Source organism: Pseudomonas serboccidentalis, assembly GCF_028830055.1.
GTDB classification, from domain to species: domain Bacteria; phylum Pseudomonadota; class Gammaproteobacteria; order Pseudomonadales; family Pseudomonadaceae; genus Aquipseudomonas; species Aquipseudomonas serboccidentalis.
This window is the reverse complement of the sequence record NZ_CP101655.1, coordinates 3,514,204-3,534,607: the sequence shown is the minus strand read 5'-3', so window position 1 is coordinate 3,534,607 and position 20,404 is coordinate 3,514,204. Positions and strand designations below refer to the sequence as shown.

At 61.7% G+C, this 20,404-nt stretch carries 24 protein-coding genes; 6 read left to right on the top strand and 18 right to left on the bottom strand.

Features of this window, described 5'->3' with window-relative positions; all coding sequences use genetic code 11:
- Nucleotides 1–77: 77 nt before the first annotated feature.
- The 10 genes from NN484_RS16010 to soxR all read right to left on the bottom strand — a co-directional run bounded on the left by NN484_RS16010 (nucleotide 78) and on the right by soxR (nucleotide 7,637).
- Nucleotides 78–992: a metal ABC transporter substrate-binding protein gene (locus NN484_RS16010; RefSeq protein ID WP_215501947.1), complete on the bottom strand. Its 915-nt coding sequence runs from the start codon at nucleotides 990–992 to the stop codon at nucleotides 78–80.
- Nucleotides 993–1,892 carry a metal ABC transporter permease gene (locus NN484_RS16005; protein WP_127648717.1) on the bottom strand — a complete coding sequence of 300 codons (900 nt, stop codon included), beginning with the start codon at nucleotides 1,890–1,892 and terminating at the stop codon, nucleotides 993–995.
- Nucleotides 1,892–2,740, bottom strand: coding sequence for a metal ABC transporter ATP-binding protein (locus NN484_RS16000; RefSeq protein WP_252191668.1), 849 nt, complete (start codon nucleotides 2,738–2,740; stop codon nucleotides 1,892–1,894). The genes NN484_RS16005 and NN484_RS16000 overlap by 1 nt, the downstream gene beginning before the upstream one ends.
- Nucleotides 2,737–3,666: a metal ABC transporter substrate-binding protein gene (locus NN484_RS15995; RefSeq protein WP_127648715.1), complete on the bottom strand. Its 930-nt coding sequence runs from the start codon at nucleotides 3,664–3,666 to the stop codon at nucleotides 2,737–2,739. The genes NN484_RS16000 and NN484_RS15995 overlap by 4 nt, the downstream gene beginning before the upstream one ends.
- A 35-nt stretch (nucleotides 3,667–3,701) precedes the next feature.
- Entirely contained in the window at nucleotides 3,702–4,277 is a 576-nt protein-coding gene (locus NN484_RS15990; protein WP_215501946.1) for a DUF6162 family protein, read from the bottom strand.
- The gene (locus NN484_RS15985; RefSeq protein ID WP_215501945.1) at nucleotides 4,274–4,615 is read right to left on the bottom strand and encodes a hypothetical protein; all 342 of its coding nucleotides are present in this window, start codon (nucleotides 4,613–4,615) and stop codon (nucleotides 4,274–4,276) included. The genes NN484_RS15990 and NN484_RS15985 overlap by 4 nt, the downstream gene beginning before the upstream one ends.
- Nucleotides 4,612–5,154 (bottom strand): thiamine pyrophosphate-binding protein, encoded by a 543-nt coding sequence (locus NN484_RS15980; RefSeq protein WP_127648712.1) that lies wholly within the window; start codon nucleotides 5,152–5,154, stop codon nucleotides 4,612–4,614. Before NN484_RS15980 ends, NN484_RS15985 begins: the two co-directional genes overlap by 4 nt.
- Nucleotides 5,151–6,341, bottom strand: coding sequence for a PepSY-associated TM helix domain-containing protein (locus tag NN484_RS15975; RefSeq protein WP_127648711.1), 1,191 nt, complete (start codon nucleotides 6,339–6,341; stop codon nucleotides 5,151–5,153). Before NN484_RS15975 ends, NN484_RS15980 begins: the two co-directional genes overlap by 4 nt.
- 280 nt (nucleotides 6,342–6,621) lie before the next feature.
- On the bottom strand, nucleotides 6,622–7,080 hold the full coding sequence (locus NN484_RS15970) for a VOC family protein (RefSeq protein ID WP_127648710.1): 459 nt from the start codon (nucleotides 7,078–7,080) through the stop codon (nucleotides 6,622–6,624).
- A gap of 107 nt (nucleotides 7,081–7,187) precedes the next feature.
- Nucleotides 7,188–7,637 (bottom strand): redox-sensitive transcriptional activator SoxR, encoded by a 450-nt coding sequence (soxR, locus tag NN484_RS15965; protein ID WP_215501944.1) that lies wholly within the window; start codon nucleotides 7,635–7,637, stop codon nucleotides 7,188–7,190.
- Between the two features lie 94 nt (nucleotides 7,638–7,731).
- Here soxR and NN484_RS15960 point away from each other — a divergent pair, with 94 nt between their 5' ends.
- Nucleotides 7,732–8,097 (top strand): antibiotic biosynthesis monooxygenase, encoded by a 366-nt coding sequence (locus NN484_RS15960; protein WP_127648708.1) that lies wholly within the window; start codon nucleotides 7,732–7,734, stop codon nucleotides 8,095–8,097.
- Here the strand turns inward: NN484_RS15960 and NN484_RS15955 are convergent.
- The 4 genes from NN484_RS15955 to msuE all read right to left on the bottom strand — a co-directional run bounded on the left by NN484_RS15955 (nucleotide 8,094) and on the right by msuE (nucleotide 12,260).
- Complete coding sequence (locus tag NN484_RS15955; RefSeq protein ID WP_215501943.1) at nucleotides 8,094–9,197, bottom strand: sigma-54 interaction domain-containing protein; 1,104 nt, start codon at nucleotides 9,195–9,197, stop codon at nucleotides 8,094–8,096. The genes NN484_RS15960 and NN484_RS15955 overlap by 4 nt on opposite strands.
- Nucleotides 9,198–9,221: 24 nt before the next feature.
- Complete coding sequence (locus NN484_RS15950) at nucleotides 9,222–10,409, bottom strand: acyl-CoA dehydrogenase family protein (protein ID WP_215501942.1); 1,188 nt, start codon at nucleotides 10,407–10,409, stop codon at nucleotides 9,222–9,224.
- 131 nt (nucleotides 10,410–10,540) lie between these two features.
- Nucleotides 10,541–11,686 (bottom strand): FMNH2-dependent alkanesulfonate monooxygenase, encoded by a 1,146-nt coding sequence (gene ssuD / locus NN484_RS15945; protein ID WP_127648705.1) that lies wholly within the window; start codon nucleotides 11,684–11,686, stop codon nucleotides 10,541–10,543.
- Between the two features lie 10 nt (nucleotides 11,687–11,696).
- Nucleotides 11,697–12,260 (bottom strand): FMN reductase, encoded by a 564-nt coding sequence (gene msuE / locus NN484_RS15940; protein ID WP_127648704.1) that lies wholly within the window; start codon nucleotides 12,258–12,260, stop codon nucleotides 11,697–11,699.
- Nucleotides 12,261–12,653: 393 nt separating this feature from the next.
- Here msuE and NN484_RS15935 point away from each other — a divergent pair, with 393 nt between their 5' ends.
- From NN484_RS15935 to NN484_RS15920, 4 genes are all read left to right on the top strand, one after another.
- On the top strand, nucleotides 12,654–12,911 hold the full coding sequence (locus NN484_RS15935) for a hypothetical protein (RefSeq protein WP_215501941.1): 258 nt from the start codon (nucleotides 12,654–12,656) through the stop codon (nucleotides 12,909–12,911).
- A gap of 102 nt (nucleotides 12,912–13,013) precedes the next feature.
- Nucleotides 13,014–13,628: a LysE family translocator gene (locus NN484_RS15930; RefSeq protein ID WP_274657462.1), complete on the top strand. Its 615-nt coding sequence runs from the start codon at nucleotides 13,014–13,016 to the stop codon at nucleotides 13,626–13,628.
- A gap of 205 nt (nucleotides 13,629–13,833) precedes the next feature.
- Nucleotides 13,834–15,000, top strand: coding sequence for an aminotransferase class V-fold PLP-dependent enzyme (locus tag NN484_RS15925; protein WP_215501939.1), 1,167 nt, complete (start codon nucleotides 13,834–13,836; stop codon nucleotides 14,998–15,000).
- Between the two features lie 56 nt (nucleotides 15,001–15,056).
- Complete coding sequence (locus tag NN484_RS15920) at nucleotides 15,057–16,865, top strand: aminopeptidase P family protein (protein WP_215501938.1); 1,809 nt, start codon at nucleotides 15,057–15,059, stop codon at nucleotides 16,863–16,865.
- A 48-nt stretch (nucleotides 16,866–16,913) separates the two neighbouring features.
- Here NN484_RS15920 and NN484_RS15915 read toward each other — a convergent pair whose 3' ends face one another.
- Together NN484_RS15915 and NN484_RS15910 are read right to left on the bottom strand one after the other, a co-directional pair.
- Nucleotides 16,914–17,510 (bottom strand): 2-hydroxychromene-2-carboxylate isomerase, encoded by a 597-nt coding sequence (locus NN484_RS15915; protein ID WP_274657461.1) that lies wholly within the window; start codon nucleotides 17,508–17,510, stop codon nucleotides 16,914–16,916.
- A 40-nt stretch (nucleotides 17,511–17,550) separates the two neighbouring features.
- Nucleotides 17,551–18,279 (bottom strand): SDR family oxidoreductase, encoded by a 729-nt coding sequence (locus tag NN484_RS15910; protein WP_215501936.1) that lies wholly within the window; start codon nucleotides 18,277–18,279, stop codon nucleotides 17,551–17,553.
- A gap of 92 nt (nucleotides 18,280–18,371) precedes the next feature.
- On the opposite strand from NN484_RS15910, the gene NN484_RS15905 reads away from it, so the two are divergent.
- Nucleotides 18,372–18,950, top strand: coding sequence for a TetR/AcrR family transcriptional regulator (locus NN484_RS15905; protein WP_215501935.1), 579 nt, complete (start codon nucleotides 18,372–18,374; stop codon nucleotides 18,948–18,950).
- Between the two features lies 1 nt (nucleotide 18,951).
- On the opposite strand, the gene NN484_RS15900 is transcribed toward NN484_RS15905, so the two are convergent.
- Nucleotides 18,952–19,233, bottom strand: a complete 282-nt coding sequence (locus NN484_RS15900; RefSeq protein WP_102353948.1) for a hypothetical protein — start codon at nucleotides 19,231–19,233, stop codon at nucleotides 18,952–18,954.
- Between the two features lie 168 nt (nucleotides 19,234–19,401).
- Entirely contained in the window at nucleotides 19,402–20,289 is an 888-nt protein-coding gene (rhtA, locus tag NN484_RS15895; RefSeq protein ID WP_127648696.1) for a threonine/homoserine exporter RhtA, read from the bottom strand.
- Nucleotides 20,290–20,404: the final 115 nt, after the last annotated feature.

The window sequence follows — 20,404 nt, the reverse complement described above, 5'->3', positions numbered from 1 at the left end:
ATGGCTTTCAAAAGATCGCAGCCTTCGGCAGCTCCTACAGGTTTTGCATTCCATGTCGGAGCTGCGATCTTTTGATCTTAGGCCGAAGGCCCGCCGCTCAGACCCTTGAGCAGCACATCCACATTCCCCTCCAGCTCCGCCACCGGATCTTCGGTATCGGTGCTCAACACCAGCAAATGACTCCCCGACTCGGCAATCGCCGCTTTCACCGCCTCCGACGGCTGACGATGATGCAGCACCAGCGCCACGTCGTTGTCCTTGAGCGTCGCCGTCAGTTGCTTCAGGTCTTGCGGCGTCCATTCGGCATCCGGGCGCGGGTCCTGGCCGATCAGCTCCAGATTCAGGCTGCCGATCAGGTAACCGAAGTGATCGCTCAGACTCATCACACTGAGGTTGTCGGCCTCGGCCAGACGCGCTTCGCTGTCGGCACTGAGCTTGAGCAAACGCTGTTTCAGCGCTGCCAGATTGGCCTCGATCTTCGGTTTGGCGGTGGGGGCCAGGCGTACCAGATCCGCCGCGATCACATCGGCCATGCGCCCCATGTTATTGCTCGCCAGCCACGGCTGACTGTTCAAGCCATCGACCTTGAGCCCCGGTTGCACGGCAATCCCTGGCAGGGCGCCATCGACCGGACGCGCGGCGTCGACCTCGACAATGCGGATGTTGCTGCGCCGTGCAATCGGGTACAGCGGATCATCGGCCCACAGCGAGCGTACGCCGATCACCGCGTCGGCATCGCTCGCCAGTTTGCCCAATGCCGGCGCACCGCGACCGGTGAAATACGCGGTCTGACGGCTGCCCGGCAGATTCGCCGGCGCCGCGCGTTCCAGGCTGACGTCGGTGCCTTTGAGCAGCACCTCGCCCAGCCCGTAGGTGATCGGCAACGAGGCCAGTACGCGCAACGGTTTGGCGTTTTCGGCAGCGATCAGCGGGGTGCAGACCACGCCGCACAGGGCGATGGTCAGCGGCAGTTTGCGCAATGAGATGGGCATTTATCCAAGGTTCCCTTTCAGACTCGGAACAACCCCGCGCGCCATGGCGGCGAGGGCGAAGGCAATGCCGGCGACCAGAATGATCGCGGCGCCGGACGGAATCGGCAGATCGAAGACAATCGGCGCGAGAATCCCGCACAAGGTGCTGACGGTGGCAATCAGCACCGAGCACCAGAAGAAGCCCTTGAGCGACTGGCTGAGCAAGCGCGCCGCCGCGGCCGGAATCACCAGCAGCGCACCGACCAGGATCGCGCCGATGACCTTCACCGCCGCGACAGTGATCAGCGTCACCAGAATCACGAACAGGTAATCCAGGGTCTTCACCGCCACGCCGCGCACCGCCGCCAGTTGCGGGTTGAAGCTGGCGAGCATGATGCGGTTGTACAGCGGCAACGCCAGGGCCATGACCAGCGAACCGACGATCGCCAGCACCAGCAGGTCGTTGCCGTTGACGGTCAGTACTGAACCGAACAGCACGTTCTCCAGAATGTGCACGTTGATCTTGCCGGCCAGAATCAACAGCAGGCTCGCCCCCAGCGCCAGCGACACCGAGAGGAACACGCCGATCAGCGTGTCCGGCGCCAGACCGGTGCGGTTACGCAAGTAGTTGAGCAGAATGCCGAACAGCAGGCAGTAGCCGAACAGGCTGCCGTACGGCCCGGTGTAGGGCTCGCCGAGCAGAATGCCGATGGCCACGCCGGTCAGCGCCGCGTGACCGACCGCTTCGGAGAAAAACGCGAAGCGCTTGACCACCACCAGCGTGCCGAGCCCACCGAGCACCGGGCCGATCAACAGGCCGGCGAGCAGCGCATTGACCACAAAACCGTAGGCCAGCGCTTCGGGTAGATAACCGGAAGCGGCCCAGCCCTGGACCATCAAACGAAAGGCTTCGTAACTCATCAGGCAGCGCTCCGTGGATGGGTCGAAAACAGTGTCAGCAGACGTTCCGGGGTCAGCGCCTGTTGCGGCGTGGCATCGAACAGCACGCGGCGGTTGAGGCCGGTGACGCGATCGGCCATGCGCTTGACCGCTTCCAGATCGTGTTCGATCCACAGCACGGTGATGCCGGCGGCGCGCCAGTCTTCAAGCAGGCGTTCGAACACCTGGATCCCGGCTTCATCGAGTGCCGACATTGGCTCATCCAGCACCAGCAGTTGCGGAGGCGGAATCAGGCCTTGAGCGAGCAGCACGCGCTGCCGCTCACCGCCGGACAGCGCGCCCATGCGCCGCTTGCGTTTGTCCTGCATGCCGACCCGCTCCAGCGCTTCGCCGATGGCCTTGGCGTGGCGCTTGCTCAGGCCAAGAAACGCCGGACGGCGCTGGCACATGGCGGCCATGAAATCGTCGACGGTCATCGGCAGGCCGCGATCGAACTCCAGCGCCTGCGGCACATAACCGATGGTGCCGGGCGCTCCGGGCCAGTGCAGGCTCAACTGGCCCTGATGGGGCATCTGCCCGAGCAAGGTCTTGATCAGCGAACTCTTGCCGCCGCCGTTGGGGCCGACCAGCGCGTGCACGTGGCCGGGGTGGACCTGGAAGGTGACGTTGTCGAGAATTGTGGTGCGTCCCAGGGTCAGGCTGATCTGGGCAAATTCCAGCGTCGGCCCGCTTACCCCATGTGGGAGCGAGCTTGCTCGCGAATGCGGTGAATCATTCAGCAGTGGTATCGACTGACCCGACGCCTTCGCGAGCAAGCTCGCTCCCACAGGGGATCGGGGGGTATCAGAGAGAGATTCTTTTACCGTCATGCCCCGGACTCCTGAATCGCTCGCACCACGGTGTCGAGGTTGCCGGTCATTTCCTTTTCGTACTTGTCGGCGGTGTATTCGCCGTAGGAAATGTGCGACAGCGGGTACAGCTTCACGCCCGACTCGCGCTGAATGGTTTCGACGTAGGTGGACGGGAAGTCCATCTCGGAGAAGATCACCTTCACGTCGAGTTCGCGCAGTTGGTCGATGGTCTTTTTCAGCTGGCTGGGGCTGGGTTCGATGCCGTGGGCCGGCTCGACCACCGCGGTGACTTCCAGGCCGAATTCGCGCAGCAGATAGTCGTAAGCCGCGTGCACCGTGGCCACTCGCAGCTCGGCGTTGGGGGCCTGGGTCAGTTTCGCCAAGGCGTCGGCGCGCATCTGCCGCAGGCGTTTGCCGTAGGCGCGGGCGTTCTGGGTGTAGGTCTTGGCGTTGTCCGGGTCGAGCTTGCCCAGCTCGCGGGCGATGTTGTTGACCTGGGCAATCGAGGCGCTGATCGACAGGAAGGTGTGCGGGTTGACCACTTTGCCGGCGCCGCGCGCGGCGGTACCGGTAGCGGCCAGCAGCGGCACGTTCTCGTTGGCTTCGATGGTCTTGATGTTCGGCGTTTCGCTGGCGGCGATCATGCGGTCGGCGAAGTCGTCATGGCCAACCCCGTTGAGCACGATCACGTCCAGCCCGCTGATGCGTTTGATGTCCTCGGCCCGTGGCTCGTAGGCGTGCGGGTTGAAACCGGCGGGAATCAGCGGCACCACCTCGGCCTTGTCGCCGACGATGTTCGCCACATAGCTGTAATACGGGTGCAGGGTGATGCCGATGCGCAGGCGTTTGCCCGGATCGGCGCTGGCCAGCGGGCTCAGCAGGCAGGCGCACAGACTCAACAGCAGCAAGCGCAGGAAGGGACGGCGAGGCGATGAAATAGACATGGGCAAGCGGTCTTCTCTGGGGTGAAGGCGAAGGTTCAGTGGCGATGCTCGCGGGTCACGCCGGCATCGAATTGCGCGACGATCTGTTTCCAGCCAGCGGCCGAAAGCGCGGCGTCGGTCAGTTCGACGGGCGTCTGCAGATCGGCGGCGCGGTTGAGCCAGATGTCCGGCGCGGCATTGGCATCGGCGCTCAGCCGCATCACGAACGAACCGGCGACGGCGGGCGATTGGCTGTGACCGAAATAGGCGGTGCCGGCCAGCAACTGCCAGAGATGAGCACCACGGCTGACCGAGCTGGCATCCTGGGCGAACGGGGCGAAACCTTCGTCGGCCAGGCCTTGCGGAGTCGGCAGGGTTTGCTGCTCTTCACGCAACAGGCGGATTTCGTCGAGGGTCACTCGCAGGTCGGCATAGATGCCTTGCTCGGCGGCGCGGAGGTCGCGCCGCGCATCGAGCTGATGACTGGCGACCGGCTCTGGTTCGTGGGCCACCCCGCGCCAGGCCACCACCGAACCGGCGACGGCAAGGATCAGCAGACACAGCAGCAAGACATTGAGGGTTTCGTGGCCGGCACCGGCCGGACGCACGATGTGCGTGGTGGGCGTGCTCATGGGGCCTCGATGTCCGCTTGGTCGATTTCCACGACGTGACCGGGGCCGGCGTCGAACAGCACATAAAACTCGGCCGCCGGCTTCTTGAAGGTCAGGGTCGAATCGGCGTCGAGCTTGCCCGGCACCAGAATGGTTTCGTCGTAGCCGATCACGTCCAGGGTCACCCCCGGAGCACCGCTGCCATCGGAAAAGCCACCCGTACATTTGATCTGCTCGGCATCGACGGCCTTGCATTCACACATCGGGTTGTGGGCCAGGGCCCCGGCGCTGAAACCTGTGCACAGCATCAGCAACGCGGCGCGCAACCGCAGGCGGGAAGGTCGTTGAACGCAGTTCATGGTTTGGCTCCTTGTTTGTTCAGCCAGGCAATGGTGGCGGGTGAGGCCTGGCTCAGCGGAATCGAGGCCTGGTGCAGGCTGCCGTCCCAGCCTTCCATGGTGATCCACAGTTCGGCGTCGGCCTGGGTCTTTTCGGCCACTGGCAGCTGCGCGCCCATGCGGTATGGCGTGCCGAAGAAAATCACCCCGGCGGCACGCAGGCTGCGGGGTTTGCCGATGCGCAGGTAGGTGGCCTTGACCTGTTCGACGCAGGCGTCGCACAAAGCGGCGTTGAAGTCCTTCATATAACCGGCAGGGCCGTCGAGGTGCGGCGCTTCGTTGCGCAGTTCGGCCAGGCGCAGGCTCCAGGGGCCGACCTGGATGTCGCCGATCTCATGCTCGCCGAGGCCGACGTCGCCGCGAAACAGCGCGGCGTCGGCGAAATACTTGGGCATGAAACCCAACGGAATCAGCAGCAGCAAGGCGTTCAAATGAAAGCGCCATGTGTGCCAGAAACGGCGCAGTGCAGACGGTTGGGCAGTGCGGTTGGACGGGCTCACAGGCTGACCTCCGCTGGTTCACGGCGGGTGTTGGTGCTGCGGGCCTTCTTGTGCTCGCGCTTGAGTGCGTTGGCGGTGGCCAGTGCGGTGCGTTTGGTCCAGATCAACAGACCGCTGAGCACCATCATGCTCAGCAGCAGGCCGAAGAAGAACCAGATCAGTTTGATCCACAGACCGCCGAAATCACCGGTGTGCAACGGGCGCATCGACTCGGTGACGAACTCCAGCGAGGAGCGGTCGGAGATCAGCCGCGAGGCGGCCATCTCGCCGTTGTACGGATTGAGCGTGGCGGTCTGGAACATCAGCGGATACCAGCCACGACCGCCGACGCTCAGGTGGCTGTAGGCGTTGCCCGGCAGGCTGATGAAACTGACGTCCAGCCCGGGGATGTTCTGTTCGGCGATCTGCACCGCGCGATCCAGGCTGATCCGTGGCGGTGGCCCGGCATCGGCCGACATCGGCACGTCTTCGCGGGCCATCGCCGGGATAATCGGTTCGGTGGTGATGGACACCTGGTTATCGAACAGAAACGCTTGAATCAGAAACCAGGTGCCGGTGATCGAGATCACCGCGATGAACCAGATCGACCAGATGCCGCTCAGTCGATGGAAGTCGCCCCAGAAGATCCGTGCGCCGTGGCGAAAACGCAGCGTAGGCTTGAAGAAACCTTTCCAGAAGCGCTTGTAGACCACCAGCCCGGTGACCAGCGAGGCGAGCATCGGCAGGCCGAGAAACGACACCAGATACCAGCCCCAGCTGTAACCGTTGGTGAACGGCACCAGCCACCAGCCGTGCAGGGCGCGGGTGAATGCCTTGAAGTTGAAGTCTGGCGCCGGGCCCTGGATCACGCCGGTGTACGGGTTGACGTACACCGTCTGCGCACGGCCGTCGGGGTAGCTGACTTCGACGTCGAGGGCGAAATGCGCCTCGTCGGGGCGGCTGATGCTTTCGACCAAGAGTTGCGGTTCGGCTTTCTTGATCGCGGCCAGCACTTGATCGTAACTGAGCAGCGGCGCGTCGTCCGTCGGTTGGCTGGCGCGCATCTGCGGGTTGGCCAGCCAGACGATTTCCTGGCTGACCACCGCCAGCGTGCCGGTGACACAGACGATCAGGACAAAAAACCAGATTGGCAGCGCGAGCCAGCTGTGCACCAGGAACCACAGTTTGGAGCGGGATTTCTTCGACATGTTTACGCGTCTTGATTTCGATGAAAGGGCACGCGGCTACGGGCTTCGCAGCGCGGGTGTCCCCGAAAGGCGCGGTCGTGGCTTTTGCCTACGCGAACGGCCTGCATCTCTATAGGACGGATGAGCCGGGTAAATCCCGATGGCTTATATGAAAGTAAATGTTTCGCAGTTCCCCGAACACCGCTATTCAACCTGTGGGAGCGAGCTTGCTCCCACAGTTGGAACGCATTTCAAGTGTGGGAGCCTGCTCGCGAAGGGGCTGGTAAAAACGATGAACAACTCAACCCTGCTGAAACATCTCGTGCGCCCGCTGCTTGATCTGCTCTTCGGTCAGATCTTCCTTGCGCGTGGCGAGAAACCACAGGTGCCCATACGGATCCTTCAGCGTCCCGCTGCGATCACCATAAAACTGATCCTTGACCTCTGACACTGTCTCCGCCCCGGCATCCAGCGCCCGTTGGAAGGACTTGTCGACATCGGTGACATACAGATGCAAGCCGACCGACACGGCTTTTTCCGGGCCGCTCAACGGCCCTTGTTCGCAAGGCGTACCCAGCATGATCGCGCTGTCGCCAATGCGCAGTTCGGCGTGGCCGATGCGGCCGTCCGGCATGTCCAGGCGCATGACCACCGTGGCGCCGAAGGCTTTTTTATAGAAATCGATGGCTTCGGCGGCCTTGAGGATGCCGAGGTACGGGGTAATGCTGTGATACCCCTCGGGAATGGGTTTGACGCTCATGACGTTCTCCCTGTTCTTTGTTTTGTGAGGTTGTATGGCTCCACCGGATTTGTGGAAGATTCACTATAGAACTGTCTGCGCGGCCAGGATTTTTGCCCGACGAGCAGTCAGCCCGGAAAATGCGCCCCCGGCCCCTGTTCACCGAGCACATCGCCCTGATTGCGCAGCGGGCAGGCCTCCATCGACAGGCAACCGCAACCGATGCAACCGGTGAGCCGATCACGCAGCTGGGTCAATTGGCTGATCCGCTCATCCAGCTCGCGGCGCCATTGCTCGGACAGGACTTTCCAGTCCGCTGCGGTCGGTGCGCGGTCGTCCGGAAGCCTCTTCAACGCCTCGCCGATTTCCGCCAGCGGAATGCCCAGCCGTTGCGCGACCTTGATCAGCGCCACCCGGCGCAACACTTCGCGGGGATAGCGGCGCTGATTGCCAGCATTGCGCTGGCTCTTGATCAGGCCCTTGGATTCGTAAAAGTGCAGGGCGGTGACCGCCACACCGCTGCGCGCGGCGACTTCGCCGACGGTGAGCTGCTTGTGCAGGGTTTCTTTGGTGATCATTGGCAAAATGACTCTTGACCTTGACTTAACTAGAGGTTTTACCCTGCAGGCCTACGAGTCGCAAGACTCGTCTTACGGTGAATGGGGACTTGTCATGCAAACGTCAGCGAAAAATCGCAGCTTTACCCAATTGATCGAATTCGAGATCGAACCGCGTCAGCAACCGGCGCTGGTGACCGCACTGTCGCAGCAGACCGAGCATCTGGCGCAACGCTACGCAGGCTTCGTCAGCGCCAGCGTCCAGGTCAGCGACGACGGTCGGCGGGTGCTGAGCCTGCTGCAATGGCAGACCCGTGAGGCAGGGGAGGCGGCGTTCAGCCGGTTTGAAAGCGGCGAGCAGGACTTCTGGCAACTGATCCGCGCCCATCAGGCGAAAACCGTGACTTTCAATTCATTCCAGGTGTTGAGCAGCATCGCCCGCAGTCATGACGATGCGCTGCACTGCCGTCTGGTGGGCTAGATCGACAACTGGATCAGGCGTTCGCCTCGCAGGTTCTCCGTGAGTCGCCGCTTGTTCACTGCCAGTTCGCCGATCTTGATCAGCCGCGTGCGGGTGACATTGCGGCTCAGACCAAGCAGCGCGGCGGTGTGCACCTGGTTGTAATGGCAGAAGCGATACGCGGCGCGCAGCAGGGCGTCTTCGACCTTTTCGTGGAGTGCGCCGGCCTGTTGTTCGAACAGTTTTTGAAAGGCCCGCTCAAGCAGTGCTTCCGGTGAATCGTCGGCGCTCGACTGCTGATCGTCCGGACGCTCGATGCGCAGGTTCGACAGACGTAAATCATCGCGCTCGATCACGCCGTTGCGGCAGATCAGCAGGGTGTGATGGATGACGTTTTCCAGTTCGCGGATGTTCCCTGGCCAACTGTAGCTGCGCAGCTTGTGCTCGGCACCGGGACTGATGCTGACCCGCCCGTAGCCCAGGCGCTGACTGTAGGCCTCGATGAAATGCCGGGTCAGCGGCAGGATGTCGCCGGGCCGCTCGCGCAACGGGCTGAGTTCCAGATTGACCACGTTGAGGCGATAGAACAGGTCTTCGCGGAAATTCCCGGCATTGATGGCTTTCTCCAGTTGCACATTGGTCGCGGCCAGCACTCGCACATCGATGGGGATGCTCTTGCGCGAGCCCAGGCGCACCACCTCGCGCTCCTGCAACACCCGCAGCAACTTGACCTGAATCGCCATCGGCAAATCACCGATTTCGTCGAGGAACAAGGTGCCGCCGTCCGCCTCTTCGAACCAGCCGGCCTTGGCGCTGAGGGCACCGGTGAAAGCCCCTTTTTCATGGCCGAACAGCTCGGCCTCCACCAGCGATTCGGAAAAGGCGCCGCAGTTGACCGCGACAAACGGCCGGTGGCGGCGGTGGCTCAGGTTGTGGATGTGCCGCGCCACCAGCTCCTTGCCGGTGCCGGTCTCGCCGATGATCAGCACGCTGGCTTCGCTCGGCGCGACCTGCTGCAGATGCGCGAGCAGGGCCTGGGACTTTGGGTCTTCGAAGACCTGCGCGGTGGCGCGGATCGAGGTCGCCAGGGCGGGTGAGGGTGGAAGGGTCAGCAGTTGCATGGACTCGCTCCATTAAAGGCAAGATCAGGAATAGAACGTCGGCATCGGCAGCGCCTGATTCAGCGCCCAGTCGCCCAGCTCATGGAGTTTGTAATCGAGCGGGTCGTGCAGGGTTTGCGTGCGCAGGTTGCGCCAGTGCCGATCGAGGCGCAGCGAGGCGTGGGTCGAGCGCGCGCCGGTGACTTCGAATAAGCGACTGCAAATCTCCAGCCCCTGACGACTGGCGGCGACCTTGGCCGTGGCAATCGCCGTGGCCAGATGTCCGCGTTCCTCGGCACTCAGGTTCGGGCCTTTGGCCCAGGCGTCGTCGAGCAGCGCGGCGGCACGTTCGACCAGCCGCCGAATGCCCTCCAGCGCAACCCAGAACTCGCCGTAATGGGCGAGCACGTACGGGTCCTCACGCACATCGCGGGCCGCGGATTTGTGCCAGAGCCGGGTTTCACTCAACGTGTATTGCCGGGCCTCTGCAAAAGCGCCTTCAGCGATGCCGAGAAACAGGTGGGTGAAGGTCAATTGCGCGATCAGCGGACGCAGGCAGGCGAACGGCGTGCTCAACGGGCCGGGATCGAGCAGCAGCTCGGATTCTTCGACACGCACCCGTTCGAACGTGGCACTACCGCTGTCGGTCTGGCGCTGGCCGATGTTGTTCCAGTCATCGTGCAGGGTGATGCCGCTGCGCGCGCTGGGGATCGCCGCGATCAGCAATTTGCCGCCAGCGCTTTCGTCCGCTGCCGAGGCGATCAGCATCTGCGAATCGCTGGCGCCGGAGCAGAAGCTTTTCTTGCCGGAGAATTCGCGCCAGCCACCGCAGTCCTTGACCACCGTGCGGGTGTCGAGCGGGTTGAGCGCGTTGCCCCAGAACCAGTTCTGCCGCGCGGTTTGTTCGAACCACGGCTGCCATTGTTCCGGGCGCGCGAACAGGCGCACGGTGGCGAGCATCAGGTGATGAAAGCCGAATACGTGGGCGATGGAACTGTCGACCTTGGCGAACTCGCGCACGATCTGCAGGGTTTCGCTCCAGCGTGCGCCGAGGCCGCCGTAGCGCGTGGGAATGCTCAGGGCCAGCAGGCCGCTGTCGCGCAGGGCATCGCGCTCGGCCTTCGGCGTGCCGCCGCGCTCGTCGCGTTCGACGGCGGTCAGGGCGAATCCGGCGGCCAGTTGGCGGGCGGTCTGCAGGGGGGAGAGCAGGGTGCTTTGTGGTTTGGCGGTCACGCGGTGTTCCTCATCAATTCGACGCGATTCTCTGTAGGAGTGAGCCTGCTCGCGATGAGGTCAGTACAGTCGACATCACCGTCGCAGACACACCGCTTTCGCGAGCAGGCTCACTCCTACAGTGGGCGTTTTCAGGCCTTGGCTTGGCCGGGCAACACATCGTTGGCAATCATTTCGCCAAACGGCCCGGTGAGGTTGGTCACACCGCGTCCGGCCAGGCTGGCGTACGGTTCCGGCAGCAGCGGAAACACCAGTTCGGCAAAGCGGTAAGCTTCTTCAAGATGCGGATAACCGGAAAAAATGAAGCTCTCGATGCCGAGGTCGGCGTACTCCTTGATGCGCGCCGCCACTTGCTGCGGATCGCCCACCAGCGCAGTCCCGGCGCCGCCACGGACCAGGCCGACGCCGGCCCACAGGTTGGGAGCGATTTCCAGGTTGTCGCGACGGCCATCGTGCAACGCCGCCATGCGCCGCTGGCCTTCGGAGTCGAAGCGCGAGAAGGATTTCTGCGCCGCCTCGATAGTCTCGTCGCTGATGTGCTCGATCAGTTTGTCCGCGGCTTTCCAGGCTTCTTCGGCGGTCTCGCGGACGATCACGTGCAGGCGAATACCGAACTTCACCTTGCGCCCATGCCGTGCGGCGCGTTCGCGCACATCGGCGAGTTTCTCGGCGACGGCGGCGGGTGGTTCGCCCCAGGTCAGGTACACGTCCACTTGCTCGGCGGCGAGGTCATGGGCGGCGTCGGACGAACCGCCGAAGTACAGCGGCGGATACGGTTTTTGCACCGGCGGATACAAGGCTTTGGCGTTCTGCACTTTCAGGTGTTTGCCGTCGAAATCCACAGACTCGCCTTGCAACACCCGGCGCCAGATCCTGAGGAATTCGTCGGTGACTTCGTAACGTTCGCTGTGGCTGAGGAAGCTGCCGTCACCCCGGTTTTCGTCGGGGTCGCCGCCGGTCACCACGTTGATCAGCAAGCGGCCGTTGGACAGTCGATCGAGGGTCGCGGCCATGCGCGCCGACACCGTTGGCGAGATGATCCCTGGGCGGATCGCCACCAGATAACGCAGGCGCTCGGTCAATGGAACCAGCGCCGAAGCAATCACCCACGAGTCTTCGCAGGAGCGCCCGGTGGGAATCAATACGCCGTGATAGCCGAGGCTGTCGGCGGCCTGCGCCACTTGTTTCAGATAATTCAGGGTGACCGGGCGCGCGCCTTGCGTGGTGCCCAGGTAATGGCCGTCGCCGTGGGTCGGCAGGAACCAGAAAACATCCATGAACAGCTCCTCAGGCGATTTTCAGCAGCGGTTTGATTTGCGTGCCGAACAGCGGCGCGGCGCGTTCGGCGGCCAGGCGGATGCGCGCTTTCAGCGGCTCGCTGGTGATCTGGTAGTCGGCGAAATCGGCTTCGGTGGCGTACACCCCGATCGGCAGGGTCACGGCCTGGAAGAAACTGAACAGCGGACGTAACTGGTGATCGAGCACCAGCGCATGACGCTCGCTGCCGCCGGTGGCGGCCAGCAACACCGGGGTGTCGATCAGCGCATTGAGGTCGATCAGGTCGAACAGGTGCTTGAGCAGCCCCGGGTAGGAACCGCGATACACCGGCGCGGCGACGATCAGCAGATCGGCTTGTTCAATGGCTTGCAGTTCGGCTTCGACCTCAGCGTTCAGTTCCTGACGCGACAGCGCGGCGCCCAGTGGGCGGGCGATGTCACCGAGTTCGATCAGGTGACTGTCGATCGACAGGTGCCCGGCCAGTTCGGCCAGCAAGGCTTGGGTCAGCACCAGGGTGCGGGACGGACGCCAGGTGCCGCCGGACAGGGCAACGACTTTCAGGGGACGCGACATGATGAGTTCCTTTTTATCAACAGTTGCTCAGCGAGCAGTGAGTAAGTCCCAAGGCTTGAGCAAGCGCTGTACCAATTCCTGAAAGCCCCGGTTTACGCGGGATTGAGCGTTCCGGCGCGAGTGCGTTGTGCAGATATCAGGCGGGTTTGTTGATCTGCTGTTGTCTGGACAACAGTTGCAGGAGCAACAGTTGTTCGCCGGGTGGAAGGATTTATAGCGGCTGTCTGTTATTCCGTAAAAGAACGTTAATCGATATTTATAGATCTTTAAGAGATATGAGGGGCGATAAAGCTGAAATTCTGATAGCCACTATTGAGAGCGTTGATTTTTGCCCGGGCCGGCGCGGGCGTAGCCTTTGTTCATCAACTAACACCGCTCGCCAGGACGCTCCCCATGAATCGTTTACTGACTGTTTCGCTGCTGCTCGCTGTCTCCGTACTCGCTGGTTGCGCTACCCACGTTTCCCCCGAACAACGGCCGTACACCGCCGAAGAAACCCGCGAACTGGCGATGGAAGCGCTGAATCGCAGTGGCTTGTCCTTCGACGAATACCACGCGAAAAAAGCCGCGCTGCTCGGCGAATCGTCATTCGACAAGAAAGCTGAAATGAGCGCCGGGCGTGCGATACAGCTGCACGGTCGTCCAAGCTGATAGCAAACTGTACTGCTGGAAGTTTTACCCAACTGTCCGTGGGTTTGCGGGCTGCCGTGCGATAGGGTCAACACCTGAATGACCCCCGACGGATTGTCCTCCATGACCCTCTCGCTTGATCTGCTGTTGGGCTTTGCCCTGTTTGCCCTTGTCACCTCGATTACACCGGGGCCGAATAACACCATGTTGCTGGCGTCGGGCGTGAACTTCGGCTTCAACCGCACCATTCCCCATATGCTCGGCATCACCTGCGGTTTCTTCGTATTGGTGGTCGCGGTGGGTTTTGGCCTGGGCGCGGTGTTCCAGACTTATCCGCTTCTCTACACGGTGCTGCGTTATGTCGGCGCCGCGTATCTGTTGTACCTGGCGTGGAAGATCGCCCATTCGGGACCGGTGGGCGACGGCGCGGAAGGCGAGGCCAAACCGATCAGTTATCTGGGTGCCGCCGCGTTTCAGTGGGTCAATCCCAAGGCCTGGATCATGGCCATCGGCGCGATCAGTACCTATACGCCGATGCAGGGTTATTTCACCAACGTTGTGGTGATCGCGGCGGTGTTCGCCGTCATTAACCTGCCCAGCGTCGGTGTCTGGGCGGCATGCGGCACGTTGTTGCGCAACGTGCTGAAGGACCCGCGCTGGTTGCGCGTATTCAATTGGGGCATGGCCGCGCTGTTGGTGATTTCGCTGTACCCGTTACTTCTCGAAAGCTTTCACTGACGCATTGCTTCAACCGCCGGCCCGATGCCTGTTAAGCTCGGCTTCAGGAGCGTTCCTACGCACTTTTAAATGAAGTTGTCCTTCTTTAACGGCATCCGATCAGGTATTGATGACGCTCTCGAACCGACGCGCAGCTCACAAGGCTGCGCTGTGCCGTTTGCAGACACGAGCCTCCTGATCCCGGAACACGCTCTGCGAGTCCTTTATGAATAAACGTCCGTTGTATTTTGATTACGCCGCCACCACCCCGGTGGACGAGCGGGTCATCCAGGTGATGATCGACTGTCTGGGGTTTCACGCCAACTTCGGCAATCCGGCTTCCAGCTCCCACGCCTTCGGCCAGCAAGCCCGGCAAACGGTCGAGCAGGCCCGTCGTCAAGTCGCCGAACTGGTCGGGGCCGAGCCCGGACAGATCGTCTGGACCTCCGGGGCCACCGAATCCAACAACCTCGCCCTCAAAGGCGTGGCCCAGGCGCGCGGCGTTGCTGGCGGCCACATCATTACCAGCCAGATCGAACACAAAGCCATCCTTGATACCGCCCGGCAATTGCAGGACGCCGGCGTTGCGGTGACCTATCTGGTGCCGGACGCCGAGGGCCTGATCACCCCGCAGGCCGTCAGCGAAGCGATGCGCGACGACACTTTTCTGGTGTCGCTGATGCTGGTCAACAACGAACTCGGCACGCTTAACGACATCCCGGCCATCGGTGAAGTCGTGCGTGGCCGTGGGGCGTTGTTCCATGTCGATGCGGCGCAGGGCGCCGGCAAAGTGGCGATTGATCTGCAGCCGTGGCCGGTGGATCTGATGTCGTTTTCGGCGCACAAACTCTACGGCCCCAAAGGCATCGGTGCGCTGTATGTCGGACCGCGGGCGCAACAGCGTTTGCAGGCGCAGATTCACGGCGGAGGACACGAAGGCGGTTTGCGCTCCGGGACCCTGGCGACCCATCAGATCGCAGGCATGGGCGCGGCATTCGCCCTGGCCGCTGCGGCGTTCGATGAGGAGAAAAAGACCATCGTGGCACTGCGCGAACGCTTGCTTGAACAGTTGCTGACTCTGCCCGGCGTGCGCCTCAACGGCAGCGCCAGCCAGCGCATCCCGCACACCTTGAGCCTGACGTTCAGTGAAGGTGAGTTCAACGGTGCAGCCTTGAACCATTCGATCGCGTTTTCCGCGACCTCGGCCTGCAATTCGGCGAACAACGCACCGTCCCATGTGCTATTGGCACTGGGGCATGACGCACGGCTGGCCGGTCGCACCATTCGCCTGAGCCTCGGCCGCTTCACCACCGCCGATGATATCGATCAGGCGGCAGAACTGATCAAAGGCGCCTGCGCCAGTGCCCCGGCCTTCTGGGCGACAGGGCTTTAACCAGCCGATTTCCACGGCTACGCACAATAATGATGAAGTGATTGGCAGGAGACATGATGAGTACCCAGACTTTGACCGAAGGAACGGTTCCCCAGCGCCTGGCGCGCACCCGTGAACTGATGCGCCGCGAAGGCATTCATGCGTTGCTGGTGCCATCGGCCGACCCGCATCTGTCGGAATACCTGCCCGGCTACTGGCAAGGGCGGCAATGGCTGTCGGGATTCCACGGCTCGGTTGGCACTCTGATTGTCACTGCTGATTTCGCCGGGGTCTGGGCCGACAGTCGTTACTGGGAACAGGCGACCAAGGAACTCAAGGGCAGCGGCATTGAACTGGTCAAGCTGCAACCGGGGCAACCGAGCCCGCTGGACTGGCTGGCCGAGCAGACTCCGGAAGGTGGCGTGGTGGCGGTCGATGGCGCGGTGATGGCCGTGGCCTCGGCGCGTACGTTGAGCAGCAAGCTTGAAGCCCGTGGCGCGCGTCTGCGCACCGACATCGATCTGTTGAATGAAGTCTGGGCCGATCGCCCGAGCCTGCCGAACGCGCCGATCTATCAGCATCTGCCGCCGCAGGCGACGGTCAGTCGCGGCGAAAAACTCGCCAAACTGCGTGAGACCTTGCAGGCGCGCGGCGCCGATTGGCACTTCATCGCTACTCTCGACGACATCGCCTGGCTGTTCAACCTGCGTGGCGGCGATGTCTCGTTCAACCCGGTGTTTGTGTCTTTCGCGTTGATCAATCAACAGCAAGCGACACTGTTTGTGGCGTTGAGCAAGGTCGATGCCGAGCTGCGTGCCGTGCTGGAGCAGGACGGCGTGACCCTGCGCGATTACCGCGAAGTGGCCGATGCCTTGCGCGCGGTGCCAAACGGCGCGAGGCTGCTGGTGGATCCGGCGCGGGTGACCAGCGGTTTGCTGGATAACCTGGACAGTGGGGTAAAACTGGTCGAAGGCCTGAACCCGACCACCCTCGCCAAATCGCAGAAGAGCGAGGCCGACGCCAAGCACATCCGCAAAGCCATGGAACAGGATGGCGCGGCGTTGTGCGAATTCTTCGCCTGGCTGGAATCGGCCTGGGGTCGCGAGCGCATCACCGAACTGACCATCGACGAGAAACTCACCGCGGCCCGCGAGCGCCGTCCGGATTATGTGTCGCTGAGCTTCAACACGATTGCCGCGTTCAACGCCAACGGTGCGATGCCGCACTATCACGCCACCGAAGAAGAACACGCGGTGATCGAGGGCGACGGCTTGCTGCTGATCGACTCGGGCGGCCAGTACCTGGGCGGTACGACCGACATCACGCGAATGGTCCCGGTCGGCACGCCGACAGACGAGCAGAAACGTGACTGCACGCGCGTGCTCAAAGGCGTGATCGCACTGTCGCGGGCACACTTCCCGAAAGGCATTCTGTCGCCGCTGCTGGATGCCATCGCGCGTGCGCCGATCTGGGCTGAAAGCGTGGATTACGGCCACGGCACCGGTCACGGGGTCGGTTATTTCCTCAACGTTCACGAAGGCCCGCAGGTGATCGCCTATCAGGCCGCAGCGGCACCGCAAACGGCGATGCTGCCGGGGATGATCACGTCGATCGAGCCGGGCACTTACCGTCCGGGGCGTTGGGGTGTGCGGATCGAGAACCTGGCGATGAATCGCGACGCAGGAAGCAGCGAGTTTGGCGAGTTCCTCAAGTTTGAAACCTTGACCCTGTGCCCGATCGACACGCGCTGCCTGGAACCGTCCCTGCTGACGCAGGAAGAGAAACAGTGGTTCAACGCCTATCACGCCGAAGTGCGCGAGCGTCTGAGTCCATTGCTTGAGGGGGCTGCGCTGGCGTGGTTGAACACGCGGACAGCGGCCATCTGATGGCTGAAACCCGGGCGCTGTTGGCAGCGCCCGGGTTCTATTCTGGGTTCAAGCCTGACGCAGGGTTTCTTCGACGAAGTCGAGGCGGTCCTGGCCGAAGAACAGCTGAGTGCCGATAAACATGCTCGGCGCACCAAACACGCCGCGTTTAACGGCTGTCTCGGTGTTGTCCTTGAGGGCTGCCTTGACCGTTTCGTCATTGGTCAGGGCCAGGACTTCATTGGGATCGAAGCCGTTGTCGCTCAATACCGCTGCGACAGTCGCCGGCTCATCGAGAGCGCGTCCCTCCACCCACAGTGCCTTGAACAGACAATCGATAAACGCCTGAAAGCGTTCCGGCTGCCGCAGTTGTATGCCGGTGACGGCGCGCATCAGCATCAGCGTGTTGATCGGGAAGTGCGGATTGAACTTCAGTGGCACGCCATAGCGTCCGGCGTAGCGATCCAGATCCTGGAACATGTAGCGGCCCTTGGCCGGAATCATCGCCGGAGAGGCATTGCCGGTCGCCTTGAACACGCCGCCCAGTAGCATTGGAATGTAGATCAGCTCGCTATGGGTTTTGGCACAGATTTTCGGTAATTGGGTGTAGGCCAGATAAGTGGCAGGGCTGCCGAGGTCAAAATAGAACTCCACGGTTTTCGTCATGTTCGCTGCTCTCTATTTATTGTTATGGAGAAGGCGTGGCTTACCAGCGTTCGTTCCATGGACGCAGGTCCAGCTCGAATGTCCAGGCATCCCGTGGCTGACTGTGTAGATACCAGTAGTTTTCGGCAATGTGTTCGGGATCGAGAATACCGTCCTGATCCTTGGTCGCGTACTTCTCCGGAAAACTGTTACGGATGAAATCGGTATCGATGGCGCCATCGACCACCACGTGGGCGACGTGGATGTTCATCGGCCCCAGCTCGCGCGCCATGCTTTGTGCCAGTGCGCGGATACCGTGTTTGGCGCCGGCAAACGCGGCAAACCCGGCAGCGCCGCGCAACCCGGCAGTCGCGCCGGTGAACAGAATAGTGCCGCGTTTGCGGGTAACCATACGCTTGGCCACTTCGCGGGCATTGAGGAAGCCGGAGAAACAGGCCATCTCCCAGATCTTGAAATACTTGCGTGCGGTTTCTTCGAGAATACTGCAAGGCACGTTGGCGCCAATGTTGAAGACAAACGCCTCAATCGGACCAAGGCGGGTTTCGATCTCTTCAATCAACGCAATGACATCTTCTTCCTTGCGCGCATCGCAGGCAAAACCGTGTGCTTCTCCACCCTCGGCCAGAATCGCCTCGACCAGCGGCTGCAATTTGTCGGCACTGCGTCGTGTAACACACGCGACAAAACCTTCTCTGGCAAAGCGCTTGGCAATCGCGCCACCGGTGGCATCGCCAGCACCAACCACTAACACGACCTTCTTGTTATTCATGGGTGGATCCCTTTAGTAAACGATCGTTAAGTGAACGAACGTTATGCTAGGATCCGGGCAACGTCAAGGCGGTCGATCAAGAGGGTAAGCGCATGCGGTATTCCGCCGGTCACAAGCTGGAAACCCGGGAAAAACTGCTGAACAGCAGTGCGCTGTCGGCGAAGCGCGCTGGATTTTCGACCGTTGGAGTCGATGGTTTGATGAAGGCCATCGGTCTGAGCGGAGCGGCGTTTTATAGCCACTTCTCGTCGAAAGACGCGCTGTTCACGGCAATCGTCGAGCGTGAACTGTGCCAGAGCCTGGAACGATTGGGAGGGAGGGGAGAGCAGGACCGCGAGCGCCTGGAGCGCTGTCTCAAGCAATACCTGAGCATGGCCCACGTAGAGCAGCCTGAATCGGGTTGTGCCTTGCCGACACTGGGGGCGGAGATTGCCCGTTCAGATGATCAGGTTCGCGAGCAGGCAGAGCTGTGGATTTGTCGGCTGCAAGCCAGTTGGGCGCAGGTTCTGGAGAGCGACAGCCTGGCGTGGGCGATTCTGTCGCAATGTGTCGGAGCATTGGTGGTTGCGCGGATGCTGGTGACGCCGGAGATCCAGCAGACGGTATTGAAGTCCAGTCATGAAGAGATCGGACGTCAACTGGCTGCTCGACGGGACGAGCAGCCAGAATGATTCATTTGCAGATGACGATCATGCTTCGACTGGTATAACCAGCCGGATTGAGACCGAACGGGTAGTCGCCTGGCTCTTCCACGGCGTCCCCCGATTTGGCGATGACCTTGTAGCCTTTCGGGGCACAAGCATTGGCGGCGCTGGTGTAGCACTTGTCCCAAGAGGACGATAGACCGGAACAGTTGATGTGCAGCCCTTTTCTACCGTGCTTCACTTGGGTCTCGGAAGTCGCTGCGCACCCCGTTACTGCCAACACAGCGATCAGTATTAAAATTCGTTTCATTACCGTCCTTATGGTAGCCACGAGTCTGGCGCTCGGGTCTGCCTGTATTCGCTTGCGCTTTAAGCGTTTCGATGTCCCTGTCCGAAAAATCCATATCTGGCACTGAGTTAAGGGGCCTAAACATGGCCTAAATAAGCGCCAATTGCCAGACCTTCGTCAAATCCTGTTTCAATCTGCCGCAACGGCGGGTTTGGCGGTACTGCCCATGGTCATGGTTGCCCCGACGGAGGCCAGAATAATGCACAGGATTGCCATCCATTGTGACAACGAGAGGTATTCCTGCAGAAACAGCAGCCCTGACAACGCGCCGAAGGCAGGTTCAATGCTCATCAAAGTGCCAAAAGTGCGCGCGGGCATGCGGGTCAGGGCGACCATCTCCAGCGTGTAGGGCAGCGCGGTCGACAGCACGGCGACGCCAATGGCGACCGGGATCAGTGAGGGCGTCAGCAGCGCAGCGCCGGCATGCACGATGCCGATTGGCGCAACAAACAGTGCGGCAATCATCACACCCAACGCTGCGGTGGTGACGCCGTTGTCAGCACCGGCCTTCTGGCCGAACAGAATATACAGTGCCCAGCAGACGCCAGCCCCCAAGGCATAACCAGCCCCGACCAGATCAATTCCGGCAGTCGTCGCCCCCGTGGGGATCAACAGCAGTAGTCCGACCGCAGCCAGGGCAATCCAGAGAAAGTCGATGGCGCGACGGGAGGCATAAATGGCGACGGCCAGCGGACCGGTAAATTCGAGTGCGACGGCGATACCGAGCGGTACGGTGCGCAATGACATATAGAAGAGGAAGTTCATCCCGCCCAGCGCCATTCCGTAAACGATCACCGTCCGCAGAGACTGGGCTGTCAGTCTGGCTCGCCATGGGCGTAATAACAGCAGCATGATCACGCTGGCGAAGATCAGGCGCAGGGTGGTCGTCCCTTGAGCGCCAACCACCGGGAACATGCTCTTGGCCAGAGACGCGCCGGACTGGATGGATGCCATGGCTATTAATAACAGGCCAACCGGGAACAGCATTGAGGCCAGAGAACGAGGTTGGTCAGTCATTGCGAGGCATCATCCAAAGGTAAGAGCAGGGTATTGTTTTTGATATTGGGCAATATACTGCGCATTCGCTGTCGTTGCGTCTATATATAAGCAGGCTTTTTCGCTGTCTCGATAG

Excerpts from the sequence above, each read along its gene's own strand:
- NN484_RS15900 (WP_102353948.1), bottom strand. The coding sequence starts at position 19,233 with ATGAAACGAATTTTAATACTGATCGCTGTGTTGGCAGTAACGGGGTGC.
- NN484_RS15990 (WP_215501946.1), bottom strand. The coding sequence starts at position 4,277 with ATGAGCACGCCCACCACGCACATCGTGCGTCCGGCCGGTGCCGGCCAC.
- NN484_RS15975 (WP_127648711.1), bottom strand. The coding sequence starts at position 6,341 with ATGTCGAAGAAATCCCGCTCCAAACTGTGGTTCCTGGTGCACAGCTGG.
- NN484_RS15955 (WP_215501943.1), bottom strand. The coding sequence starts at position 9,197 with ATGCAACTGCTGACCCTTCCACCCTCACCCGCCCTGGCGACCTCGATC.
- NN484_RS15935 (WP_215501941.1), top strand. The coding sequence starts at position 12,654 with ATGAATCGTTTACTGACTGTTTCGCTGCTGCTCGCTGTCTCCGTACTC.
- NN484_RS15915 (WP_274657461.1), bottom strand. The coding sequence starts at position 17,510 with ATGACGAAAACCGTGGAGTTCTATTTTGACCTCGGCAGCCCTGCCACT.
- NN484_RS16000 (WP_252191668.1), bottom strand. The coding sequence starts at position 2,740 with ATGACGGTAAAAGAATCTCTCTCTGATACCCCCCGATCCCCTGTGGGA.
- NN484_RS15920 (WP_215501938.1), top strand. The coding sequence starts at position 15,057 with ATGAGTACCCAGACTTTGACCGAAGGAACGGTTCCCCAGCGCCTGGCG.
- NN484_RS15960 (WP_127648708.1), top strand. The coding sequence starts at position 7,732 with ATGCAAACGTCAGCGAAAAATCGCAGCTTTACCCAATTGATCGAATTC.
- NN484_RS15995 (WP_127648715.1), bottom strand. The coding sequence starts at position 3,666 with ATGTCTATTTCATCGCCTCGCCGTCCCTTCCTGCGCTTGCTGCTGTTG.
- ssuD (WP_127648705.1), bottom strand. The coding sequence starts at position 11,686 with ATGGATGTTTTCTGGTTCCTGCCGACCCACGGCGACGGCCATTACCTG.
- NN484_RS15910 (WP_215501936.1), bottom strand. The coding sequence starts at position 18,279 with ATGAATAACAAGAAGGTCGTGTTAGTGGTTGGTGCTGGCGATGCCACC.
- NN484_RS15970 (WP_127648710.1), bottom strand. The coding sequence starts at position 7,080 with ATGAGCGTCAAACCCATTCCCGAGGGGTATCACAGCATTACCCCGTAC.
- rhtA (WP_127648696.1), bottom strand. The coding sequence starts at position 20,289 with ATGACTGACCAACCTCGTTCTCTGGCCTCAATGCTGTTCCCGGTTGGC.
- NN484_RS16005 (WP_127648717.1), bottom strand. The coding sequence starts at position 1,892 with ATGAGTTACGAAGCCTTTCGTTTGATGGTCCAGGGCTGGGCCGCTTCC.
- NN484_RS15905 (WP_215501935.1), top strand. The coding sequence starts at position 18,372 with ATGCGGTATTCCGCCGGTCACAAGCTGGAAACCCGGGAAAAACTGCTG.
- NN484_RS15925 (WP_215501939.1), top strand. The coding sequence starts at position 13,834 with ATGAATAAACGTCCGTTGTATTTTGATTACGCCGCCACCACCCCGGTG.
- NN484_RS16010 (WP_215501947.1), bottom strand. The coding sequence starts at position 992 with ATGCCCATCTCATTGCGCAAACTGCCGCTGACCATCGCCCTGTGCGGC.
- soxR (WP_215501944.1), bottom strand. The coding sequence starts at position 7,637 with ATGATCACCAAAGAAACCCTGCACAAGCAGCTCACCGTCGGCGAAGTC.
- NN484_RS15985 (WP_215501945.1), bottom strand. The coding sequence starts at position 4,615 with ATGAACTGCGTTCAACGACCTTCCCGCCTGCGGTTGCGCGCCGCGTTG.
- msuE (WP_127648704.1), bottom strand. The coding sequence starts at position 12,260 with ATGTCGCGTCCCCTGAAAGTCGTTGCCCTGTCCGGCGGCACCTGGCGT.
- NN484_RS15930 (WP_274657462.1), top strand. The coding sequence starts at position 13,014 with ATGACCCTCTCGCTTGATCTGCTGTTGGGCTTTGCCCTGTTTGCCCTT.